The sequence below is a fragment of the Halomicrococcus pelagicus genome, from assembly GCF_050954125.1.
Genome location: NZ_JBPBWC010000025.1, coordinates 13,863 through 34,771, shown reverse-complemented (window position 1 = coordinate 34,771; position 20,909 = coordinate 13,863). Strand labels below are relative to the sequence as shown.

The 20,909-nt window shown below is 58.5% G+C and carries 17 protein-coding genes and 1 pseudogene; 13 read left to right on the top strand and 5 right to left on the bottom strand.

Annotated elements, in window-relative coordinates; translation table 11 throughout:
- Nucleotides 1-10 precede the first annotated feature (10 nt).
- The 7 genes from ACRYA2_RS24675 (at nt 11) to ACRYA2_RS24645 (ending at nt 7,607) form a co-directional block, all read left to right on the top strand.
- Nucleotides 11-622, top strand: coding sequence for a DUF2238 domain-containing protein (locus ACRYA2_RS24675; RefSeq protein WP_433634091.1), 612 nt, complete (start codon nt 11-13; stop codon nt 620-622).
- Between the two features lie 557 nt (nt 623-1,179).
- On the top strand, nt 1,180-2,568 hold the full coding sequence (locus tag ACRYA2_RS24670) for a hemolysin family protein (RefSeq protein WP_433634160.1): 1,389 nt from the start codon (nt 1,180-1,182) through the stop codon (nt 2,566-2,568).
- 780 nt (nt 2,569-3,348) lie between these two features.
- Nucleotides 3,349-4,218, top strand: a complete 870-nt coding sequence (locus ACRYA2_RS24665) for a universal stress protein (RefSeq protein WP_433634089.1) — start codon at nt 3,349-3,351, stop codon at nt 4,216-4,218.
- A gap of 175 nt (nt 4,219-4,393) precedes the next feature.
- Nucleotides 4,394-5,209, top strand: coding sequence for a basic amino acid ABC transporter substrate-binding protein (locus tag ACRYA2_RS24660; protein ID WP_433634087.1), 816 nt, complete (start codon nt 4,394-4,396; stop codon nt 5,207-5,209).
- Nucleotides 5,210-5,213: 4 nt separating this feature from the next.
- Nucleotides 5,214-5,888, top strand: a complete 675-nt coding sequence (locus ACRYA2_RS24655) for an amino acid ABC transporter permease (RefSeq protein WP_433634085.1) — start codon at nt 5,214-5,216, stop codon at nt 5,886-5,888.
- Nucleotides 5,885-6,634 (top strand): amino acid ABC transporter ATP-binding protein, encoded by a 750-nt coding sequence (locus ACRYA2_RS24650; RefSeq protein ID WP_433634083.1) that lies wholly within the window; start codon nt 5,885-5,887, stop codon nt 6,632-6,634. The genes ACRYA2_RS24655 and ACRYA2_RS24650 overlap by 4 nt, the downstream gene beginning before the upstream one ends.
- Complete coding sequence (locus ACRYA2_RS24645) at nt 6,627-7,607, top strand: amino acid ABC transporter permease (protein WP_433634081.1); 981 nt, start codon at nt 6,627-6,629, stop codon at nt 7,605-7,607. Before ACRYA2_RS24650 ends, ACRYA2_RS24645 begins: the two co-directional genes overlap by 8 nt.
- A 105-nt stretch (nt 7,608-7,712) precedes the next feature.
- Here the strand turns inward: ACRYA2_RS24645 and ACRYA2_RS24640 are convergent.
- A pseudogene (locus tag ACRYA2_RS24640) lies at nt 7,713-8,384 on the bottom strand (RNA-guided endonuclease InsQ/TnpB family protein); the annotation flags it as partial.
- A 244-nt stretch (nt 8,385-8,628) separates the two neighbouring features.
- Here ACRYA2_RS24640 and ACRYA2_RS24635 point away from each other — a divergent pair.
- Nucleotides 8,629-9,024, top strand: a complete 396-nt coding sequence (locus tag ACRYA2_RS24635; RefSeq protein WP_433634079.1) for a PAS domain-containing protein — start codon at nt 8,629-8,631, stop codon at nt 9,022-9,024.
- 228 nt (nt 9,025-9,252) lie between these two features.
- Here the strand turns inward: ACRYA2_RS24635 and ACRYA2_RS24630 are convergent, their stop codons facing one another.
- The gene (locus ACRYA2_RS24630) at nt 9,253-9,411 is read right to left on the bottom strand and encodes a hypothetical protein (RefSeq protein WP_433634077.1); all 159 of its coding nucleotides are present in this window, start codon (nt 9,409-9,411) and stop codon (nt 9,253-9,255) included.
- Between ACRYA2_RS24630 and ACRYA2_RS24625 the strand changes: the two genes are divergently transcribed.
- From ACRYA2_RS24625 to ACRYA2_RS24610, 4 genes are all read left to right on the top strand, one after another.
- The gene (locus ACRYA2_RS24625; protein WP_433634158.1) at nt 9,349-11,826 is read left to right on the top strand and encodes a bacterio-opsin activator domain-containing protein; all 2,478 of its coding nucleotides are present in this window, start codon (nt 9,349-9,351) and stop codon (nt 11,824-11,826) included. The two genes, ACRYA2_RS24630 and ACRYA2_RS24625, sit on opposite strands and share 63 nt — an antisense overlap.
- A gap of 300 nt (nt 11,827-12,126) precedes the next feature.
- The gene (locus ACRYA2_RS24620; protein ID WP_433634075.1) at nt 12,127-12,468 is read left to right on the top strand and encodes a DUF7344 domain-containing protein; all 342 of its coding nucleotides are present in this window, start codon (nt 12,127-12,129) and stop codon (nt 12,466-12,468) included.
- Between the two features lie 524 nt (nt 12,469-12,992).
- Nucleotides 12,993-14,657, top strand: coding sequence for an MFS transporter (locus ACRYA2_RS24615; RefSeq protein ID WP_433634073.1), 1,665 nt, complete (start codon nt 12,993-12,995; stop codon nt 14,655-14,657).
- A gap of 844 nt (nt 14,658-15,501) precedes the next feature.
- Entirely contained in the window at nt 15,502-16,119 is a 618-nt protein-coding gene (locus ACRYA2_RS24610; protein ID WP_433634071.1) for a GAP family protein, read from the top strand.
- A gap of 333 nt (nt 16,120-16,452) precedes the next feature.
- Here ACRYA2_RS24610 and ACRYA2_RS24605 read toward each other — a convergent pair whose 3' ends face one another.
- From ACRYA2_RS24605 to ACRYA2_RS24595, 3 genes are all read right to left on the bottom strand, one after another.
- Nucleotides 16,453-17,115 carry a DUF2238 domain-containing protein gene (locus ACRYA2_RS24605; RefSeq protein WP_433634069.1) on the bottom strand — a complete coding sequence of 221 codons (663 nt, stop codon included), beginning with the start codon at nt 17,113-17,115 and terminating at the stop codon, nt 16,453-16,455.
- Nucleotides 17,112-17,708, bottom strand: a complete 597-nt coding sequence (locus tag ACRYA2_RS24600; RefSeq protein ID WP_433634067.1) for a hypothetical protein — start codon at nt 17,706-17,708, stop codon at nt 17,112-17,114. Before ACRYA2_RS24600 ends, ACRYA2_RS24605 begins: the two co-directional genes overlap by 4 nt.
- A 676-nt stretch (nt 17,709-18,384) precedes the next feature.
- Complete coding sequence (locus ACRYA2_RS24595; protein ID WP_433634065.1) at nt 18,385-19,176, bottom strand: helix-turn-helix transcriptional regulator; 792 nt, start codon at nt 19,174-19,176, stop codon at nt 18,385-18,387.
- A gap of 209 nt (nt 19,177-19,385) precedes the next feature.
- Here ACRYA2_RS24595 and ACRYA2_RS24590 point away from each other — a divergent pair, with 209 nt between their 5' ends.
- Entirely contained in the window at nt 19,386-20,789 is a 1,404-nt protein-coding gene (locus tag ACRYA2_RS24590; protein WP_433634063.1) for an FAD-binding oxidoreductase, read from the top strand.
- The last annotated feature ends 120 nt before the right edge of the window (nt 20,790-20,909 follow it).

Here is a 20,909-nt window from a genome sequence, read left to right as displayed (position 1 = left end):
TCGTGATCGGGTGAGCGTCGACGATGTCTATCTCCACCTTCTCGTACGTCTGTTACAGGTCGCGCTTCTCGGCATTGCCATCGTGGGCCTGATCCGGTTCAATTGGGGGCTCGTCATCAATGCGGGTGTGTCTCTCGGCGTGACGTTCCTTCCCGGCATTCTTTCCCGAGACTATCGCGTACCGCTGAACGCCGGACTGACGCTGTGGATTACGACGGCCGTGTTTCTCCATGCAGTGGGCGCGCTCGGCCCGTACCAGTGGTTCGGCTGGTACGACTCGGTGACCCACACCCTCTCGGCGACGATCGTGGCCGGCGCTGGCTACGCGAGTGCCCGTGCACTCGCCGAATACGACGATACGTTAGAGATCCCCTCGGAGTTCATGTTCGTCTTTATTCTCGTCTTCGTCCTCGCGTTCGGGGTGCTCTGGGAGATTCTCGAGTTCGCCAGCGGCGGTGTAGCGAGCCTCATCGGTGGAGAGGCCGTCCTCGCCCAGTATGGAGTGCGTGATATCGTTCTCGACCTCGTGTTCAACGCTGTTGGCGCCCTGGTCGTTGCTCTACTGGGAACGGCCTATCTGACGGACGTCGCCCAAGGCGTGGCACGAACGCTTAGCACATGAAGCCATACGTCTGGCTGTTGGAAGACTTCTACTACGTATCCAAGCCGTCGAGGACGTCATGGGAATGACGACGTACGGCTGTGATCAGGAGAATGAAAAGAGAGAGAATTTCAAGTACGTGGACCCAGATAAATACAAGATTTCTAACACTATACACATCTGTCTTGGGAAAGTACATGAGTAGTGATAACTAACACCGACGGCTTCGTACGGCGGTCGGTTCTTCGCTCCGGGGGTACGGTCGCAATGATGACACCCAGCAGGCGACGCTCCGAACGGATGCGTTTTGAAACCTGAAACGGCCAGCAAGGCCGGGAATCCCCTGCCGGGATTCCACGGGCTAAAGCCAGTGGAGGAGGTCAAATAGTCGCGTCCGCCTGAGCAAGAGTAGCGATTAACGTTCTAAGGTTCTCTGCCGCAGAATTCCAAACTTGGACACTCAGAGAACAATAAAAAGACAGATGTACATCGGCGATATGATATCCATGAGGTTCGTCGTAAAAGACTTGTTTTGTTCCACAAGAGTTAATTTTCTGCGTTCGAAATTGGCGGTATTGATGGGGTCATCTGTGCTCATAGCAGCGGCTGAGGCCAGTATCACACTGTACACTGTGCCGGTCGTCGGTATCGAACTGGGGCAGACGGGAGTTACCGTGATTGGTATCCTTATGATTCTGATGCTGCTCATGGGGTCAGGGTTTTTTTCTTCGTCTGAGATTGCGTTATTCTCCCTGCCGGCCCACCAGATCGACGCGATGGTCGAGGATGACAAGCGTGGCGCGCGGGTGGTCAAGTCCCTCAAAGAGGACCCTCACCGCTTGCTTGTGACGATCCTCGTGGGAAACAACATGGTCAACATCACAATGTCTTCTATTTCGACTACTATCGTCGGCTTCTACTTCGACGCGAGCACGGCAGTACTCGTCTCGTCGTTCGGTATCACGTCGATGGTCCTGCTGTTCGGCGAGAGCGCACCCAAGTCCTACGCCGTCGAAAACACCGACTCGTGGGCACGGACCGTCGCTCCCCCACTAAAAATCGTCGGGAAAGTGCTCTGGCCGCTCATCACTATGTTCTACTATCTGACAACCGCCGTAAACAAGATCACTGGCGGCAGCTCATCCATCGAGTCGTCGTACGTCACTCGCGACGAGATTCGGAACATAATCAAGACAGGCGAACGCGAGGGCATCCTCAACGAAGAGGAACGCCAGATGCTCCAACGCACCCTGCGATTCACCGACGCCACCGCCAAAGAGGTGATGACCCCCCGCCTCGACATGGCAGCCATCTCCAAAGACGCGACCGTCGAGGAAGCCATCAAGCAATGTATCCAGTCAGGACACGCCCGCCTGCCGGCCTACCAGGGCTCGTTGGACAATGTGGTCGGCGTCTTCGACATCCGTGACTTGGATGATTCCAACTACGATGCCTTTGCCGACTTTGAGGTGGAAGACGTGGTCAACCCGACGCTCCACGTCCCCGAGTCGAAGAACGTCGACGAACTCCTCTCGGAGATGCGCGAGAACCGGATGCACATGGTCATCGTCGTCGACGAGTTCGGCGCCACTGGGGGACTCATCACAATGGAGGACGTGCTTGAGGAAATCGTCGGTGAGATACTGGTGGGGGGCGAGGAACACCCAATCGAGTTCGTCGACGATGACACCGTCTTGGTGAACGGCTCGGTCAACATCGAGGAGGTCAACGAGGCTCTCGGCATCGTACTACCGGAGGGCGAAGAATTCGAGACCATCGCCGGCTTCATCTTCAACCGCGCCGGCCGCCTCGTCGAGCAAGGCGAGGAGTTCGACTACGAGAACGTGACGCTACGGCCCGAACAGGTGGAAAGCACTCGCATCCAGAAGGTTCGAGTAACCGTCGACCGCGACACCCCCGATCCGGTCGAGGAGGAGTCGCCGGCCGGCGAGGGCGACCCCGATTAATCGGCAATGTCTCAGCGGCTGAGACTCAGACCAGACACTCAGCGCCTATGAAAATCCCGCGCTGACAAACCACGGTTGTCAGATACTGCTTGTTCGGGTGAGTTGCCGGTTCACTCCGAACACAACTGAAGATTGACCTCCTCCACGCCCTGACGGACGTGGAATCCGACCATCGGATTGCCGCCGATCATGGCGTTCAAGGTTCCACCCCGCACTCGGAGGGAACCGGCGACACACCGGGGGAACTCTCGTTTCCGCCCTCGCTAGAGGGCTGTGGCCCGGCCACTGCGGTCGTTCGAAAATCGGCGATTTTCGTGATGACGAGGGAGCGAAGCTCCCTCGAACCACCCCGTCGGAATCCATGTCATCGCCGTGCGAACCACCCTGGGTCGCCACCCCGTGTGGTTCGGGGACGGCATCTCACCGATTCCGTTATGTCTGCGCTACCAGGGGCCACAGAAAAAACAGGTGCGGTCGAAATCCGGCCCGGCCACCGAGACCAGGTGTCGCAGCGGGCCTCCCACTTGTCCCGCGCCTGAAGACGCGGGTATGCGCTCGTAATTATCTCACCAGGCAGTGGAGACATATTCAACGTGCATTCCCGGCGGTCGAGCGGCCTCCCAGGATGCCGCTTTCTGGGCACGCGGGCCGATCACCGCCACGCGTTCTGAGGCACAGTTGTGGTTCGCTCTCAACACATGGAGACGCAGGACCATGCGATCTCGGGAAATTGGTGAAAACCATTAGGGGATTGGCAAACGTATTCTGTCTTACCGAGTCATGTACGAGAACATTCTCATCCCATACGACGGTAGCGAGGGCGCAGCCGAGGTGCTCCATCACGCCAGCGAACTCGCCCACTGGGCCGACGCGACCATCCAGATACTCTATGTTGCCGATACGACGCGCGACAGCGTCACCGTCGTCGAGGGCCACACTGTCGATGCACTCGTGAAACAAGGTGAGGACATCGTTGCCGAGGCCGCAAAAACACTGGAGACACTCGGGATTTCATACGACACCGACGTCGTCCAGGGAAATCCGGCCCCAACGATCGTTGAGTACGCCGAGCGGTACGATCAAGATCTGGTCGTGATGCCAACTCACGGCCGCGAGGGGGCCTCACGATACCTCATTGGAAGCGTATCCGAGAAGGTCGTCCGACTCTCGTCGGTTCCCGTGCTCACAGTCCGCATGCAGCCCGATGAGACGCTGGTGTTCCCCTACGAGAACATCCTCATCCCAACGGATGGGAGTACCGCTGCGATGCACGCTGCCGATCATGTCGTTGAGCTCGCGGCGTCGCTTGATGCAACCGTGCATGTCTTGTCTGTCGTGGACGACACTGCACTGGGGATGGATGTCCGGTCGACGATTTCCGGGAAAGAAAGTGAAGAGGCCGCAACCGACGCTGTCGAGACAGTCGTCTCGGAGGCCGAAACACATGGAGTTGCCAACACCGTCCGCCATATCGAACACGGAACGCCCGCTGAGGTAATTCTCGACTATATCGAATCGAACGACATACACGCCGTTGGGATGGGGACGACAGGGAGACGTGGCACGGATCGTATCCTGCTCGGCAGTGTCGCTGAAAAGACCGTGCGCTCCGCACCGGTCCCCGTCATGACTGTCGCGGAACCAGAGTGAAAACGAGATCAAACATTCCGAGAGTGTCCAATACCCGTCGATTTCCCGCCGACGCCGGTTCACTTTGTTCCAAATAGCTCTTGCAAATAATCTTGAGTCTTTACTGTCTTTCGTAATTCTTGAATGAGAACGTGGTGAGAAAGGTTCAAAAGCATCCTTTGCCTCCTTTGGCGGTATGGGACGCAGAACGTCTGTCGATATGGACCGTCGTACCTACGTGAAGGTCGTTGGAGCGAGCGGCGTTGCTGGCTTAACCGGAACCGCTGGCTGTCTGGGTAGCATCACTGGTTCCGGCGGCGGCGGCAGCAAGAAGTTGACCGCCGGGACCGCACCCGGATTCCCTCCGTTCGAGATGAAGCAAGGCGGCGAACTCGTCGGGTTCGACATCGACCTGCTGGAAGCGGTCGTCTCGGAGAGCGAGTACACACTCTCGGGCTGGGAGGAGTTCGAGTTCAAGGGGCTCATGCCCGCGCTCGGAAGCGATAAAATCGACGTTGTTGCGGCCGCGATGACCATCAACGATAAGCGCGACAAGAAGATTGACTTCTCGAACCCCTACTATAGCGCCGACCAGTCCATTCTCGTGCGTAAGGGCGGGAACTTCTCGCCGTCGAAACTCGGCGACCTCTCGGGCCACCCCATTGGCGCCCAGAAAGGGACGACTGGCGAGGGCATCATCAAGGACGAGCTCCTTTCGGCGGGGAAGCTCAAGCAGTCGAACTACAACTCCTACGGAAGCTACGTGCTGGCGGTCGAAGACCTCGTCAACGGCAACATCGACGCCATCGTCGTCGACAAGCCGGTTGCCCAGACGTTCCGGAGCAAGCGAGACGTCTCCATCGCGTTCACGCACAAGACCGGCGAGCAGTACGGCTTCGGCGTGCGCGATGGTGCCAGCGACGTCCAGAAGGCACTCAACAGCGGCCTGAAGGCGGTGCGCGACAACGGCAAGTACACAGAGATCCGCAACAAATGGTTTAGCGACTCGTAGAGCCGTGTTGACTCCACTGCTGTCGAGCGACTTCGCGTTCGTATTCGACAACATCCCGTACCTGCTGGGCGGGACGGTGCTGACCATCGCGCTGACTGCCGCCAGCATCTTGCTCGGCTTCCTCGTAGGGTTCCCTGCGGGGACCGTCGAGGTGTACGGAGGCCGGTACGCCAGTGGTGCAGTCGAGACCGCGGGTGTCGTCCTTCGAGGAACGCCTATCGTCGTCATCCTGTTGTTCGCCTACTTCGGGACGCCAATCGAGAGCGCGTTCCTCGCTGCCGTCCTGGGGCTCGGGCTCCGGAGTGCGGCCTATCAGTCACAGATTTTCCGGGGTGCGATACAGAGCGTCGACGAGGGCCAGATGGAGGCCGCCCGCGCCGTCGGGATGTCACGGCTGCGGGCGATTCGCCACGTCGTCGTTCCGCAGGCGCTTCGCCGGTCGATTCCGGGCTTCCAGAACGAGTTCACCATCGTCCTCAAGGACACGAGCGTTGCGTTCGCTATCGGCCTCTCGGAGCTGCTGACACGGAGCAACGATTTGTTCGTTCAGAACACCAACGCCGTGCTGGAGGTCATCCTGTTCGCCAGCGCGGTGTACTTTGTGCTGACGTTCGCCACGAACCGGACGCTGGACTACGTCGGCCGCATCTTTGCGATTCCAACTGGTGATTCCACATGAGTTTACTACGCGTCGAGAACCTCTCGAAGAGCTACGGTGACGAGCGCGTCCTCCGGGACGTAAGCTTCGAAATGGGACAGGGTGACGTCGAGGTCGTCGTCGGCCCGAGCGGGAGCGGGAAGTCGACCCTGTTGCGGTGCGTCAACCGCCTCACGGAGGTCGACGCGGGAGACATTTACCTCGACGGCGAACTCATTACGGGACCCGACGTCGACGTGAACGAACTCCGGCGGAACGTCGGGATGGTGTTCCAAGACTTCAACCTCTTCGCGCACCTGACCGCCCGCGAAAACATCACGCTCGGGCTCCGCCGAGTCAAGGGACTCTCGAAGGGGGAGGCCCGGGAGAGAGCCGACCAGCACTTGGAGATGGTCGGCCTCGCAGCCCAGGTCGACTCCTATCCGGCGGAGCTGTCTGGCGGTCAGCAACAGCGGGTCGGCATCGCCCGGGCGCTGGCGATGGAGCCGAAGCTGATGCTGTTCGACGAGCCGACGAGCGCGCTTGACCCTGAACTCATCGGCGAAGTGGTCGGCGTGATGCGTAAACTGGTCGAGCGCGGCATGACGATGCTAGTGGTCACCCACGAGATGGGGTTCGCGAGGTCGGCCGCCAGCACCGTCACCTTCCTCGAAGATGGCGCTATCGTCGAACGCGGGCCGCCCGAACAGTTGTTCGAACACCCCGAGCAGTCCCGGACCGAGGAATTCCTCGGTCGACTCAGCGTTGCCCACGGCGACCATGAGTGACGCGACTCGGCGCGCGAGAGCTCGCGCGTACTGGCGCCCGAACGAACTCCGCCAGTGGCTCGGCGTCGCGGCGGCCGCGCTGTTCTGGGGCTGGCTCCTCTTCCGGTGGGCCAATGACTGGCTGCTGGACGGGGCCGTCATTTCGTCCGGCCAACCGCTAATCCCGGCGTCGACGTTCGCCAGCGTCGCCGAATCGATGGCGGCAACTGCCGACGCACTCGGCGTCCTTGGCTGGCCAATCGCGCAACTCGGGGGGCTGTTCTCGTTCCTCGCGACCGGCGCGTCGGCGCTGCCTGCGCTAGCGCAGGGCGCGTGGCTGACCGTCCTGCTAACGGTCACCAGCATCGTATTTGGGTTCGTCCTCGCAGTCCCTCTCGCAGTCATGCGCGTGTACGGCGACCGAACCGCCTGGCTCTCGCTCGGCTACACCGAACTCATCCGCGGGACGCCGCTGCTCGCCCAGCTGTTCGTGCTCTACTACGGCATGGGGCTGTCGTCGTGGATACGCGAACTACCGCTCGTGGGTGTCGGCTTCGTCCCGGGCCAGGCCGTCTGGATCGCTATCATTGGTTTCACCATCAACGGCTCTGCCTACCAGTCCGAGTACATACGGGCAGCCATCGAGAGCGTTGACTCCGGACAGCTGACTGCCGCCCGCGCCGTCGGGATGTCGAAGCTCACCGGAATCCGGTACGTCGTCCTGCCCCAAGGGCTCCGCTACGCGATACCCGGCTGGTCGAACGAACTCGTCTACCTCATCAAGTACTCGTCGCTAGCGGCGTTCATCACCGTTCCCGAACTGTTCGAGCGCGCCGACGCCATCGCCTCCGAGACGTTCGAATTCACGACGATGTACGCCTTGGCCGCGCTGCTCTATCTCGGTCTCGTCCTCTCGGCGTCGAAGCTGATGTCGGTCGTCGAGCAGCGGGTTGCCATTCCCGGCCTCGGCAATGTCGAGGGGCGAGAAGGGTAGCAGAGCGGCCGTCCGGTTGGAGCGGACGAATCGATGCTGGGCAGTCCGGCGGCGGGATCCACGTATCACACGCCATCCTCTCTGCCGCTTGAGCTACCCACCGCTTTAGCGGTGGGATTCAGCGTGGACTCCCGTTCTGACCTCGGATGAGGCAGGAGAATAGCCTCCGTTCACGGTCATCATCCCGCTGTTCAAGCGCACGCCCAAGAGTGCGCCTCCATCGCCCCCAGTTTGGTTGCGACGGAGATACCGCAAACCGATGTTCTTCGCGGCGTTGTAATCAGCGTGACTCTCGTACCCACACTTCAGACACTCGAACCCTTCACCGTCACGGTTATCTGGGCGGGTGAACCCGCAGTGCGAGCAACGCCGCGACGTGTTCTCTGGGGCAACCTGTTCGACCGCGATGCCGTGTTCTTCGGCCTTGTACTCGACGTACTCGTACAGGCGGTCGAACGCCCATTTGTGCCCCCACGATGCCCCAGTCCGCTCACGGATGTCGGTCAGGTCCTCGAATGCGATGACGGAACATCCGTTCTCGCGGGCTTCAGCAACGAGTTCGTTGCTGATACGGTGAAGCATCAGTTTGAAGCGGCCTTCCTTTTTCCGTCCGACGGATTGGATGTTTTCGTGCGCCCACCGTGTTCCACACTGTTGGAGCGAGCCACGGCGTTTTTCGTACTCTCTGCGCCAGTGGTCGAACTCGTCGCCCGTCCAGAACGTGCCCGTCGAGGTGACGGCGAGGGTGTTCACGCCGAGGTCAACTCCGAGAACCGTTCATGCGACTGCCGATGACGGATCGGGAGTGGGAGAGCACGGCTATAGAGAGGGAAGACGCCGAACAAACAGGCTTGATTGGTCCTGTTGAAACTATCACTGGCTGATAGGAAGACCGTGCTGAAGATAGCGGAGACATCCAGGAGAACACTAGTCGCGTAGGTGGTTGAGACTGCCTGAGAAATTCCTGGGTGACTATTTCTGTTGACCGCATGTTTTTCTTCGCCGGTAACTAACTACCCGTATGAGTTCGTCCGCACCATCCACCAACTCGGTCCAAGAGGTGTTGGGCCAACTTGGTCCAGCCGGGACCCCATTCACGACGTCGGAGGTCGCCGCGGAGTTCAACTGTTCTGACCGCACCATCTACAATCGACTCGACACGCTCGTCGAGGAGGATCTCATAGAAACGAAGAAGGTCGGTGCTCGCGGCCGGGTATGGTGGCGGCCTGCCGAGAGCGAACAGACGTGTAGCGAGGGCTCGTATGGGCAGCGAGAGCAGGTTCGTTCCTCCCCTGTGTTCAACTCCAACTTAGTCGGTGTCATTGTCTGGGACAGTGATGTCACGATCAAGGATGCAAACGACGCCTTTCTCGAGATGACGGGCCTCGACTATCAAGAGGCGCTGGGCACGTCGTGACGAGAGCTCACTCCCGAGGAATTCTACCCGGACTCGGAGCGGCACCTCCAACAGGTCGAGGAGACTGGCAGCGGCGCCCCCTACGAGAAGCAGTACTACCACGCCGACGGGTCGCGCTGGTGGGGACTGTTCGAATCGCGGATACTGAACGACAACGAGTACCTGGAGTTCGTCATCGACATCACTGAACGCAAACAACACGAACAAGAGCTCGAGAAGGAGGCAGAACTAGATGCCTTTCGTGTCGAGCTTGCAGACACCGTTCGTTCGCTTGCCGATCCTGTCGAGATTCAGCACGAAGCCGCGCACGTCCTCGGAGAGCGGCTGGATGTCGATCGCGCCTATTATGGGGACGTGCTCGCCGACGGCAATACGAACCTCGTCCATGCGGACTTCTATCGCGACGACGCGGCCTCAATCGTCGGCGAACACCGTTTGGAGGACTACGGCGAATATATCGCCGCAGGGTTCCATGAGGACGAAACCCTCGTGGTCGACGACTATCGGAATCTCACGGAACTGAGCGAGGATGAACGAGCGATGTACGAGGACAAGGACATCACGGCATGGATCGGCGTTCCACTCTACAAGGAGGGCGAACTGTCGGCGTTCTTCATCGTCACGGAATCGGAACCCAGGGCGTGGACGGATGCCGAAGTCGCAATGGTTGAGGAGACGGCCGACCGCACGTGGGCGGCCGTCGAGCGAGCACGGACCCAGGAGGAACTGCGAGAGAACGAAGCCTGGCTTTCTGAGATTCTAGCGCAACTTCCGGTCGCTGTCGGAGTTATCGACATTGACGGGGTCTTCGAGTTGCAGAACGATAGGATGGAAACGGTGGTTGCTGGGAATCTCATGCCGTCGAGAAATCCGGCCCAGCAAGATGCCTGGATTAGGACGGACGACGATGGCGAGCGCCTCCCGCCCGAGCAGTGGCCCGGGGCGAGGGCACTTCGCGGGGAGGACGTCTCCGACGGGATCGAGTTCCGGCTTGAGCGCGATGAGACAAGCAAGTGGATGGACGTCGCAGCCGTGCCGCTCCGGGACGACGGTGATGTCAGAGGAGCTATTGTGACCGTCGAAGACATCACCGAGCGCAAGCGTGCCGAGCAGGCCCGCAAGGAGAGCGAGACGGCGCTCAAACGGCTCAACGCCGCAACCCGGGAGCTGATAGACGCCGATTCGGCGACGATTGGCGATCTGGTGGCCGAACTCGTGCTCGATGTCCTCGACGTCGAGTATGCCACGCTCTGGCGCTACGACGAGACAGCCGGCGAACTCGACGAATACGCTAGTCGAACGAACTCTGAGACTGCCCCTGATGCAATTGGCTTGCCCATAGAGTTCCCAGAGCAGATCTGGCAGACGTTCATCGGCGACGATGTGGACGTCGACAATGATGTCGACGTTGATGAGAGCGAGTCGGCGGCCGCACTACTGCGGAGTCGTGTCTTTGCTCCCCTGGGGCGACACGGCGTCATCTGTGCCGGCTCAGTGCGTACCGGGGCATTCGAGGAACGGAAAGTTAACCTCGTGGAGACGATCGCCGCGACCGTCGAAACCGCGTGGGACAGTGCTGAAGGCGAAGCGGAGTTGGAACGGCAGAACACGGAGTTAATCCGACTTGACCGGCTCAACACGTTGATCCGAGAGATCGACAATGCGCTGGTCCAGGCAGAAACGGTCGACGCTATCGACGAGGCTGTCTGCGATCGCCTGGCTGAGTCTGCCATGTTCGAGTTCGCCTGGATCGGCGAATTCGACGCTGACGCCCACGCCGTTTCCCCCCGGGCATGGGCGGGGATCGACGGGCCCTCTCTAGAGGAACTCACTACGGGCAAGGAGTCTGTCCAGGGAGAGAGTCCGCCTGTAGCCGCGATCCAGACCGGTGATATCCAGGTCGTCGCCGACGTCGCTACCGACGCGCGGGCGACCCCGTGGCGCGAAGCCACGCTCGAACGTGGTGGGCGGTCGTGGATCTGCATCCCACTCGTGTACGACGAGTCTGTCCATGGCGTTCTAGCAGTCTACGGAGGGACGCCACAACCCGACAAGCGCGATATCGACGTCCTCTCGGAACTCGGAGGGACGATCGCACACGCGATCCACACCGTCGAAACCAGGGTGACCCAGCGGACCGATAGCGTCGTCGAACTCACGCTCCAGACCTCGACGGCTGAAACGCCACTCATTCGACTCACGCAGGAGACCGGGGGCGTGATCGAGTTCGAGGGCCTGGTACCGGAAGCCGACGGTGACACGACTGTGTTTTTCACCGCAAGAGACGTCTCTCCCGACGAAGTGATGGCCGCCGGCGAGCAGTCGCTCACTATCAAGGAACTCGTCCATCTAGCCGATCGTGATGATGGTCCGCTGTTCAAGGTGCGATTGGCCGCCTCGACGCTCGCCGCACGGTTCCTCGAACGTGGGGCGACGATTCGCTCGCTGACCATCGAAATGGGGACTGCCACTGCCGTCGTGGTGCTGCCGGAGACAGCCGATGTCCGTGAGTTCGTCGAGGGTGTCAAGCAAGATATGCCTGATATCGAACTCCTCGCTCGCCGATCGCAAACCCGGTCGCTCGACACGGCACAGCGGCTCCAGACGGCGTTCGAAGAGCGCCTCACCCCACGCCAGCAGGAAATCCTCCAACTGGCCTACCGGAGTGGATATTTCGAGTCACCCCGTATTCAAACAGGCAAGGATCTGTCCGCTGCGCTGGATATCTCCCAGTCGACGTTCAATCATCACCTTCGGGGGGCAGAACGCACACTCCTCGAGGTGGTGTTCGACCACACCTGAGAAGCGTTCCTAGTTATGAATCCAGTTTCTTCCAATTATTGCGCCCAGCAACTTTTTCTCAAGCGCCAATACTCCCGGACGATGTCGTGTAATACGGCGATTCTATGAGTTGAGGAAACAACTCGGGAGGCGAGTTCGCGTAGGTGTTCTGGTCGCAATAGTTCGATATTCATCCGAAATCACCGCAGTTCTTTGAGACAGTGCTTTCTTCAGTGTACGCTCAACGGCGGGTGTGACTTTCGCTCGAGAAGAGGCCAGGTCTGACGAATACGTACGGGTGGAGGACGAGGATTCTAAATCATGACCGGCAAAGCCATGCAACGCTCACCGACGATGGATACTGTCCTAGACGTCTTGGCAAACAAGTACCGTCGCCGTGTGCTCGTCACGCTGTTGGAGCATAATCCACAGGACGACGATGACCCAAAAATTCCTGCGGATATCGACCTCGGAGATGAGGAGTTAGAAGCCCTCAGAACTCACATGACGCATACGCACCTCCCGAAGCTAGAGGATATGGGATTCATCGAATGGGATCGAGACGTCAATACGGTTCGAAAGGGTTCGCAATTCGATGAGGTTCAACCTCTGCTGGAGTTAATAGAGAATCACACTGATGAACTTCCCGACGACTGTTTGTGATAGGAATGGCTAACGCATACCCGCGTCTTTAGGCGCGGGTTGAGTGGGAGGCCCGGCGCGACAACCGCCGTCGATAGCCGGGCCGGATATCCCACGCCGGTACGTGTAAGCGTCTGTATGTCCTGTTTCAATGTGCTACTCCGGTGGAGAGAGTCATACCAGAGAACACACGTGTGCCGATGACTCGGCCGGAGACGGGGCCTGAGTGACCGGGCCACAGCCCTACCGAGGGGGGTAAACCGAGAGGTTCCTCCAGTATGCTGCTGGTTCCCCTGGAAGTGCGGGGTGAAACCTCGAACGCCACACGCGGCTGATATCCCATGGGAGGATGCCACGCCCTTTCGGGCGTGGAGGAGGTCACTGCAAAAGGCTATCGCCAGATAGTGAGCTAGTTCCGTCGATCCTCACTTTACAATGACGAACCGAATAAACATCCTCCCCGTCCCGAAGGGCCGGCTTTCTACGTGCTTCTCGGTAGCTAACTACGTCCATGCTATTTGAGGGTCAAAGTGTTAGACCGCTGTATGCCCCCAGATGGATCCACTTCCAAGGGGAGTTCCAATCTCGCTACGGACATAAAGACGAGAGTTCAATACTGGGGCCCAGCAATCGCCGTGAGTCTGACGACGTTCATTATAGTCATCAACGCATCCCTGATGAACGTAGCGATCCCCACGATGGTGGATGAGTTTGATACCACGGTCACCGTGATTCAAGGAGCGGTTTCACTCTACTCGCTGGTGATAGCTGCGCTGATTCTCCCAGCCGGTACGCTACCGTCTCGCCATAGTAGTAGGCGTGTAATGGCAGTCGCACTGATCGTCTATGCCGGTGGGACGCTGGTGGCGGCGATTAGCTGGAATACGACGATCCTCTATATCGGCTGGTCACTCATTGAGGGTTCTGCGGCCGCTGTGTTATTTCCCCTGACATACACTGTATTGAGAGTCAGTTACGATGACGATGATCGGGCGAAGGCATTCGGACTGTTGGCTGGCGTGAGCGGGGTTGGATCAACTCTTGGACCGATTATTGGTGGAGCACTAACCACATATGCAAGTTGGCGGTGGGGATTTACGCTCCAAATCATCGGTGTGGGGGCTATTCTCTTTTTTGTTCGGTATGTGAGTCCGAGTCCACTGTCAGAGACCCGCAGTTCGCTGGATAGAGGTGGGACAGCTCTGTCCATCGTCGGTTCGACGTCGCTCGTCACCGGATTCCTTCTTAGCGGGAAGTATGGGTGGTTAGTTGAACGGCGGCCGTTCTCCGTCGGCGAGATGCAGTTCAATCCGTTTGGGACATCGCCGGCGATCTGGTTTCTTGGAGGGGGTCTCCTCGCATTCGCCGCGTTCGTTCAGTACGAACGCCGACTGGAACGTGCTGGGAAGTCACCGCTCGTTCCGCTGAATGTACTGACGAACCGCTCTTTTTTATCCGGTGTAATCACGTACAATATTCGATCGATAATCTCGGCTGGCTTCTTTTTCATCTTCCCGGTCTACCTCCAGGCCGTACTCGGGTACACCGCCTTTGAAACTGGGCTGGCATTATTACCGTACTCTCTCGCGTCGGTCCTTTTTGCGGCGTTTACGCCCGGCTGGCGTAAGTTCATCTCGCCAAAGACGCTTATCCAGGTCGGCATCGTGTGTATAGGCTTTGGACTGGTGCTGTTGTACGAGCAGACAGGCCCCGGTCAGACGATCGGTAGAATGGCTATCCCAATGGCGCTTTATGGAGTCGGTGTCGGACTTATATTAGCACAGATCACTAATATGACGATGTCGGCTATCCCTACCGCGGACTCCGCCGAGGCATCCGGGGTTCTAAACGTAAGCAGTTCGATAGGATATGCCCTGGGGACAGCAGTCGTTGGCTCGTATTTTCTCGGACAGTTCTATGGAAGTGTCGTCGATAGAGTACTACGAGCAGAACACGTGACTGTTTCAGTGGAGCAACGAAATGATCTGGTGATAGCGCTCGAAGATGCAGTAGAGACAGCGACCGAAGCCACACAACAACAGTTCCTGAACCAACTCACTCCTCCACAACGACAATTACTCGAGGGCATCTTTGAGGCCGCAATGTTCGACGCTCAACAGGCGGCGCTGCTCCTTCTCATACTGTTCGTGCTGCTCTTGCTTATCGCGTCGACGTTCTTGCCACGGCATGTGCCGGAAACAGACGAGTGACCGCCTACTGTGCCTGAAAACATGCGAAGTTTACTACGCGAATACAGGTGTCGCAGGGAGAAAGCCCACGACTTCAGTCGTGAGATACATCCCGTACTGACATCCTCCGCCGCGTGAACGTGGAGGAATCCCGAGCAGTGGGAGGGTCAGGGCTGCAACCACGGACGCCGCCACTTCACCGGAGTTCGCATCTCACCCAGCCATCGTAGTCGGTGACTGTCTCGCCGTACCAAGCTGCTAGTACTCTCCTCCTCGGTGTCGGTGGCTCCCAGCTGTTGGTTGTGCCAGCCGGGAATCGCTGACATTTCGACGGACTCGGAGGTATCTTTGGGGCTTGCTCGCCTGACGAGCACAGGGACGGCCCCGTCGAGGAGTCGCGTTCACCGCGTCGGCGTTGCGGATACTGACTCGTTACGCGGGCGGATAGGCCGCCTCCGACGGTCGGTCGGAAGCCGCTCCGCTCCGGTCCGACCTGACCTTGGTACCGTGTTGAGGGCTTTTACGGTTTGAAAGCACGAGGTGGAAACTCGGGCTCTGCTCCTGGCAGTCGAACGTGTTACTACGTGACGGCGTGTATCCACGGCCTGAAGACTGTGGTAGTGCGCCTGCTCCGCGTATAAGGATGGGTTGGATGGGCAAGGTGGAACGGGACCTCCATGAACAATCTCTCGCCTTTTTCTACTGACCAGTGGATATCACTGCTACGGACTCACGATTGGCGAGAAAAACCGACAGCTGATATTACGTGTGACCTGGGGGATACGAAGGCAGCGGATGGTGGCTAAAAGAAGATTCATGACACCCTTCCATTTCAGGCTCTAGTTATATTCCAGGAATCCAAACCATGAGTGTTCTCGAGATTCTTCCACTGGCGTTCGTGATGATTGCGGGCCCACAGATCCTCAGTCCGATTTTCCTCGCCACGAGTGAAAATTGGCGACAGAACTCTGCCGCATACATCCTCGGCGCCGCACTCTCGATCTCCCTTGTCACCAGTTTCTTCTACGTCGTTGGTAGGGGTGCACTCGGACAAGGGACAAGAAACAACACACTCTATGGTATCATTCTCGTGTTGCTCCTCGTGGCGATGGTACACACCTTCCGGACGAGAGAAGAGGCAGAACCACCTGAGTGGATGGGAAAACTCACAACGGCGACCCCGCGGTTCTCATTCCGACTGGGGTTCCTTCTACTGGGATTCTTCCCGACCGATATCCTCACGTCTGCCGCCGTCGGATCGTATCTCGCAGCGCGCGGGGCACCACTGACGGATGCCCTCCCGTTTATCGGAATTACGCTTCTGATTCTGGCGATTCCATCACTCATCTTGCTTGCGTTCGGTGAACGGGCGGAAGCCTTCCTGCCGAAAGCACGCGACTGGATGAACACGAACTCGTGGGTTATCAACGAAATTGTAATCCTGTTTTTCATCGGCATGACGATTAACAACCTCACGGGGTGACCGAACCGCCGAAGAAGCCCCCCTCGACTTTCACGGTCGGGACGCTCACGCACACCGTTGCTTGCAGTGTGGATTCACCTACCTCAATAAACCACGACGGTGAATACTTCGATGTATCTGAAGTGCAGGTACGAGAACTACACCGACATACTGCGGCGAAACCATCGGACTGCGGTATCTCCGTCGCACCCAAACCCGGAGGCGATGCAGGTGCACCCTTGGGCGTGCGCTTGAACAGCGGGACGGTGACCGTGAACGGAGGCTGTTCTCCAACCCTAGTTGAGGCCGGAACAGGAGTCCACGCTGAATCCTACCCCTCTGGGGGTGGGTAGCTCAATGATCTGTGGATTCGATTCGCATTCGAAGCTGGTCAGCAAGATCAGTCAGGTATGCTGTCCCAAGGAGCGCAACAAGCAATCCGCCGACTGAATTGTAAATTAGGTCGAGAATCGTATCGTCTAGCCCGTACTGGGTGAGAACCTTGCCGCCGCCGATGAGGGTCGACACGACGCCGATGTAGAACTCGATGAGCTCCCAGACAACGCCGAACGCCATGACGAAGAGTAACAAATAGACGAGCATGAACTTCGGTGGCATCGTAACGTACTCTGTGTGCTCCTCGAGCGCTCGCGTCACTGCGTATGCCGCCCCGGCGACCAGCGATGACGATAGTGCATGAGTCATATGATCCCACCACCACGTCGACTGGTACGGACTCAGAAATCCCAGTGCAGGCAACGATAAGGTCCCAAACGCGTGCAGGAACATCGCGACTGTAATCCAGAGCACGATGCCAACGCTCATCGTGATGCTGTAATTACGTTCCAACACGGCTGGGAGGAACGTGACGAGCAGGCCGACACCAGCGTTAACGGCGATACCGGCGTTCTCACGCCACAAGCCGATGACCAGGATGCCAACCATTGCTAACTGAAGGAGTCGTACCAGTTGTCCTTTGCGGCGACCTGAGACATGGACGCGGGTGCGAAAACTCATGTCGTCACCTCTGAGTGATGTTCAACGTTTGCGGCGAGTCGACGCCGGAAGTACCATCGGAAGAGAAGTCCAGTAAGAACTCCCGCAACGAGCATGTCGGTAAAAATCAGCATGAGTTCGTCGTTTGTCTCGACGAACGTAGTACCAAGATACGCCGCCGAGGCCGCCGACCCCACAGCCCAGAATCCGGCAGTCGCGAGCGTTGCAACAACCGTGAAAAACACCGCGAACCGTGGCGTCATTCGAACCGCCGACGTCAGTTCGAGTGCGACGACGACGAGCATCGCGAGAATCGCAACGCTCACACCGGTCACGAGTTCCTCGAATAATATCGGCTGAAACGTTCCGACTAGGAGTGGAAGCGACGCAACAACCAACAGTGGCCACGGAACGGTTCGCGTCCACGACCGGTAGACGATGGCGGGTGAGATGGCGACGAAGGCCGCAAGAGCGGCCATCACCATCTCAACGAACAGTATCTGCAAGAAACTCACAACGGCGATTACAACGAAAATGACTGCGAATACCCATGCAATCGCTGCATTCACTCGTGTATCCTTGATAAACCACTCTTCTGGAAGTGAGTGACTCATTCCCTTTCCCCTGTTCGGGCCACAACTCGCCGGGGTTAGAACCTATTGTTAATACTTTCAAACATACTCATATATTGTCGATTGGTATCCGCGTGACTTCTAACGAATACACACCTAACAGAAGTCAGCTGCCGGAAAGTCATAATATCACGTCTGACATCCTCCCACGACTGAAGTCGTGGGGTTCCACGGTCACAGACCGTGCTCACGACGGAGAGGTTCCCCACTCGTCGCACCGCACGGTGGGGTTGTGGGCCGTGCCAGTACGGCCCCCGACTCGGATAGCGGGCTTCATCTACCCTCCCGATGAGGTGCGTATCCTTACCCGAGACTCGGGAGCACAACCACGGAGACGAATCCGCTTGGCTGTTTCGGCTACTGTCGGATTCATCCCACGACTGAAGTCGTGGGCTTTCTCCTCGAACCACTGTAATGAGACGCCCGGAGAGTGTTCCAGGCTAATCAGAATTAGTATTATATACTAATGTGCGCGGCTTACGATGACGGATCGAGAGTACAACAGTACGACAAGGGAGAGGGAAGAAGTCAGAGAAATAGGCTCAGCCGGCCCTGTTGAGACTTCCCTGGCTGACACGAATCGTGTGCTGAATACAGAGGTTGAATCCAGCAGTTCCGGAGTGCGCGTCAGTCCTTCGAGTCTGTTCAGTTTGGGGTGTTACGCTGTAATCGTATCTGAGTCCACTGGCCTCGCCTCCTCCCGGCAGGTCTTGAAGAGATCGACCGCCCATGCGTGGACGGTCTCGTTTTCGGTTTTCAAGCCACCTTTGAGAGTGCCCTCCTCGTCAGTGAGGTTGATTCCGACGGCGCCGTTGACGATTCCGACTGAAATCGGTATCCCCTCATAGACGGAATAGTGCGCGTTCTCCTCCGCCAGCATCTCGCGGAACTGCCGTGCTGAGGGTGGATGAGTCCGGATGACGTCCAGAGCCTCAGGTATGAGCACCAGTTCGGCTTGCGCGTCCCCGTGGACGGTTACTTCCCAAAGGTTCTCGATGAATACCGGTGCGGCGGAGCGTGCGATACCTCGAATCCGGTCGCCAGAGCGGTGAAATTTGACGATTCGCCGGATGAGAGCGGTCGCATCACTCGCGTCGTGAAGGATGATTTCGGCATCGCGGAGACACTGGACATCGAACGTCAGTAGATCTGACGGGAACCATTGAAGAGCTTCACGGAGTTGCTGCTCAGCCTCCATCTCGTCCACCAAGCTATTAAACTCGTCATACATCCATTCGCCGAGCGGCGTCACCTCGTACGCCCGTCCAGACTGTTCAATCCAATTGCGCTCTTCGAGTTCGCGGAGGATGCGCGCAATGGTGACTCGCGACGCATCGACTCGGTCGCGGACCTCGTCGCGATTCCGCGGTGCCTCAACGAGCGTCTCAAAGACCGCCACGCGATTCTCCGAGTTCGCTAGAAACGCGATTTCGTCGAGTGCAGTCTCCATGCCTATTGCTATCTCTTCGCACGATAAGTATCTATGGAGGGCAACACAGCGGGGGCATCGAAGTAGGCAGAAACCGGACGGGGAATCTATCGGATGTGGAACCGATCGACTCCGCCATGTTCACACCGTGACCAACGAAGACACCGTAAACATACGACACTGGATAACATGAAGACTTGCCTCCGAGAAAACGAGAAGGGGGAAACCCGATGGCACTTTCGAACCCACACCTCGAAACGAACGCGATCGCGGAATTCCAAGCGGAACTTCAGGGTGACGTCATTAGCCGGAATGGTCCGAAGTACGACGAGGCCCGCGCGGTCTGGAACGGCATGGTTGACAAGTATCCGGCCCTGATCGCTCAGTGTACTGGGGTCGGCGACGTCGTCCAGACGGTCACCTTCGCCCGGGAGAACGACCTGCTCGTAGCAGTCCGTGGTGGCGGCCACAACGTTGCCGGCACCGCCGTCTGCGACGATGGGATCGTCATCGATCTCTCCGAGATGAATGGCGTTGTCGTCCATCCCGACGATCGAACGGCACGTGTGCAGGCGGGGGCCACCTGGGGTGAGATGGACAGAGAGACTCAGCACTTCGGCTTGGTGACGCCGGGGGGCGTCATCTCGATGACGGGGGTCGCCGGGTTGACGCTTGGTGGTGGCTACAGCCACCTTCGTCGCAAATACGGGCTGACCGCTGACAATCTCCGATCGGTAAACATCGTCACAGCAGACGGGGAGTTCCTGACCGCCAACGAGGAGCAACACGAGGACCTGTTCTGGGCGCTGCGGGGCGGCGGCGGGAACTTCGGCGTAGTGACCTCCTTCGAGTTCGAACTCCACGAACTCGGCCCGGAGGTCATGCATGCCGGGACAGCGTACCCCATGAAGGAGGCGCCGTCCGTGCTCCGGCAGTGGCGAGACTTCATGCAAGATGCCCCCGACGAAATCACGAGCGACGCCCTCCTCTGGAGTATCCCGGAACACGAGCACTTCCCCCCGGATCTCCACGGCACGCCCGTCATCATCACCGCGGGGGTGTACGCCGGCCCGGTCGACGAAGGACGGCAGGCCTTGCAGCCGCTCCGGGAGTTCAAGGAACCATTGCTCGATCTCAGCAGGGTCGATCCATATACGGACGTCCAACAGCAGTTCGATCCGTTCTTCCAGCAAGGAGTCCGCGCTTACTGGAAATCCCGGTACCTAAACAGTCTCGACGAGAGGGCCATAGAGACCATTGTGGAGTACGCTAGCGACCGGCCTTCACCCCGATCGCCCGTGCCGATCCGCGCACGGGGTGGCAAACTGAACAGGATCGACTCGGAGGCCACAGCCTTCTGGGACAGACGTTCGCCGTTCCAGTTGAGCATCGACGCGACCTGGACGCTGCCCGAAGGGGACGAAGAAAACATCGAGTGGACGCGAGAGTTCTGGGAGGCCATGGAACCCCACGCATCGGATACAATGTATTTCAACTTCGCCTCCGGCGACGAGGACGAAGAGATTATCCGGACGACGTTCGGCCAGAACTACACCCGACTGGTCGAGGTGAAAACCGAATACGACCCGGAGAACCTGTTCCAGCTAAACACAAACATCCAACCGACCACCTAACGGGGGCCGAGTGGACAATTATATAGCGATAGTTGAAAACAACGCGGTACTATACTTCTGTTCTACCCGCCTGTACTGTCTGTAACAGACGACTCATACAGAGGCTCGGGGGTTTAGAAG

Bases quoted from the DNA above. Each gene is read 5' to 3' on its own strand.
- ACRYA2_RS24670 (WP_433634160.1), top strand. From the start codon at position 1,180: ATGGGGTCATCTGTGCTCATAGCAGCGGCTGAGGCCAGTATCACACTG.
- ACRYA2_RS24665 (WP_433634089.1), top strand. From the start codon at position 3,349: ATGTACGAGAACATTCTCATCCCATACGACGGTAGCGAGGGCGCAGCC.
- ACRYA2_RS24660 (WP_433634087.1), top strand. From the start codon at position 4,394: ATGGGACGCAGAACGTCTGTCGATATGGACCGTCGTACCTACGTGAAG.
- ACRYA2_RS24650 (WP_433634083.1), top strand. From the start codon at position 5,885: ATGAGTTTACTACGCGTCGAGAACCTCTCGAAGAGCTACGGTGACGAG.
- ACRYA2_RS24645 (WP_433634081.1), top strand. From the start codon at position 6,627: ATGAGTGACGCGACTCGGCGCGCGAGAGCTCGCGCGTACTGGCGCCCG.
- ACRYA2_RS24635 (WP_433634079.1), top strand. From the start codon at position 8,629: ATGAGTTCGTCCGCACCATCCACCAACTCGGTCCAAGAGGTGTTGGGC.
- ACRYA2_RS24630 (WP_433634077.1), bottom strand. From the start codon at position 9,411: ATGGACGAGGTTCGTATTGCCGTCGGCGAGCACGTCCCCATAATAGGC.
- ACRYA2_RS24620 (WP_433634075.1), top strand. From the start codon at position 12,127: ATGACCGGCAAAGCCATGCAACGCTCACCGACGATGGATACTGTCCTA.
- ACRYA2_RS24615 (WP_433634073.1), top strand. From the start codon at position 12,993: ATGCCCCCAGATGGATCCACTTCCAAGGGGAGTTCCAATCTCGCTACG.
- ACRYA2_RS24610 (WP_433634071.1), top strand. From the start codon at position 15,502: ATGAGTGTTCTCGAGATTCTTCCACTGGCGTTCGTGATGATTGCGGGC.
- ACRYA2_RS24605 (WP_433634069.1), bottom strand. From the start codon at position 17,115: ATGAGTTTTCGCACCCGCGTCCATGTCTCAGGTCGCCGCAAAGGACAA.
- ACRYA2_RS24600 (WP_433634067.1), bottom strand. From the start codon at position 17,708: ATGAGTCACTCACTTCCAGAAGAGTGGTTTATCAAGGATACACGAGTG.
- ACRYA2_RS24595 (WP_433634065.1), bottom strand. From the start codon at position 19,176: ATGGAGACTGCACTCGACGAAATCGCGTTTCTAGCGAACTCGGAGAAT.
- ACRYA2_RS24590 (WP_433634063.1), top strand. From the start codon at position 19,386: ATGGCACTTTCGAACCCACACCTCGAAACGAACGCGATCGCGGAATTC.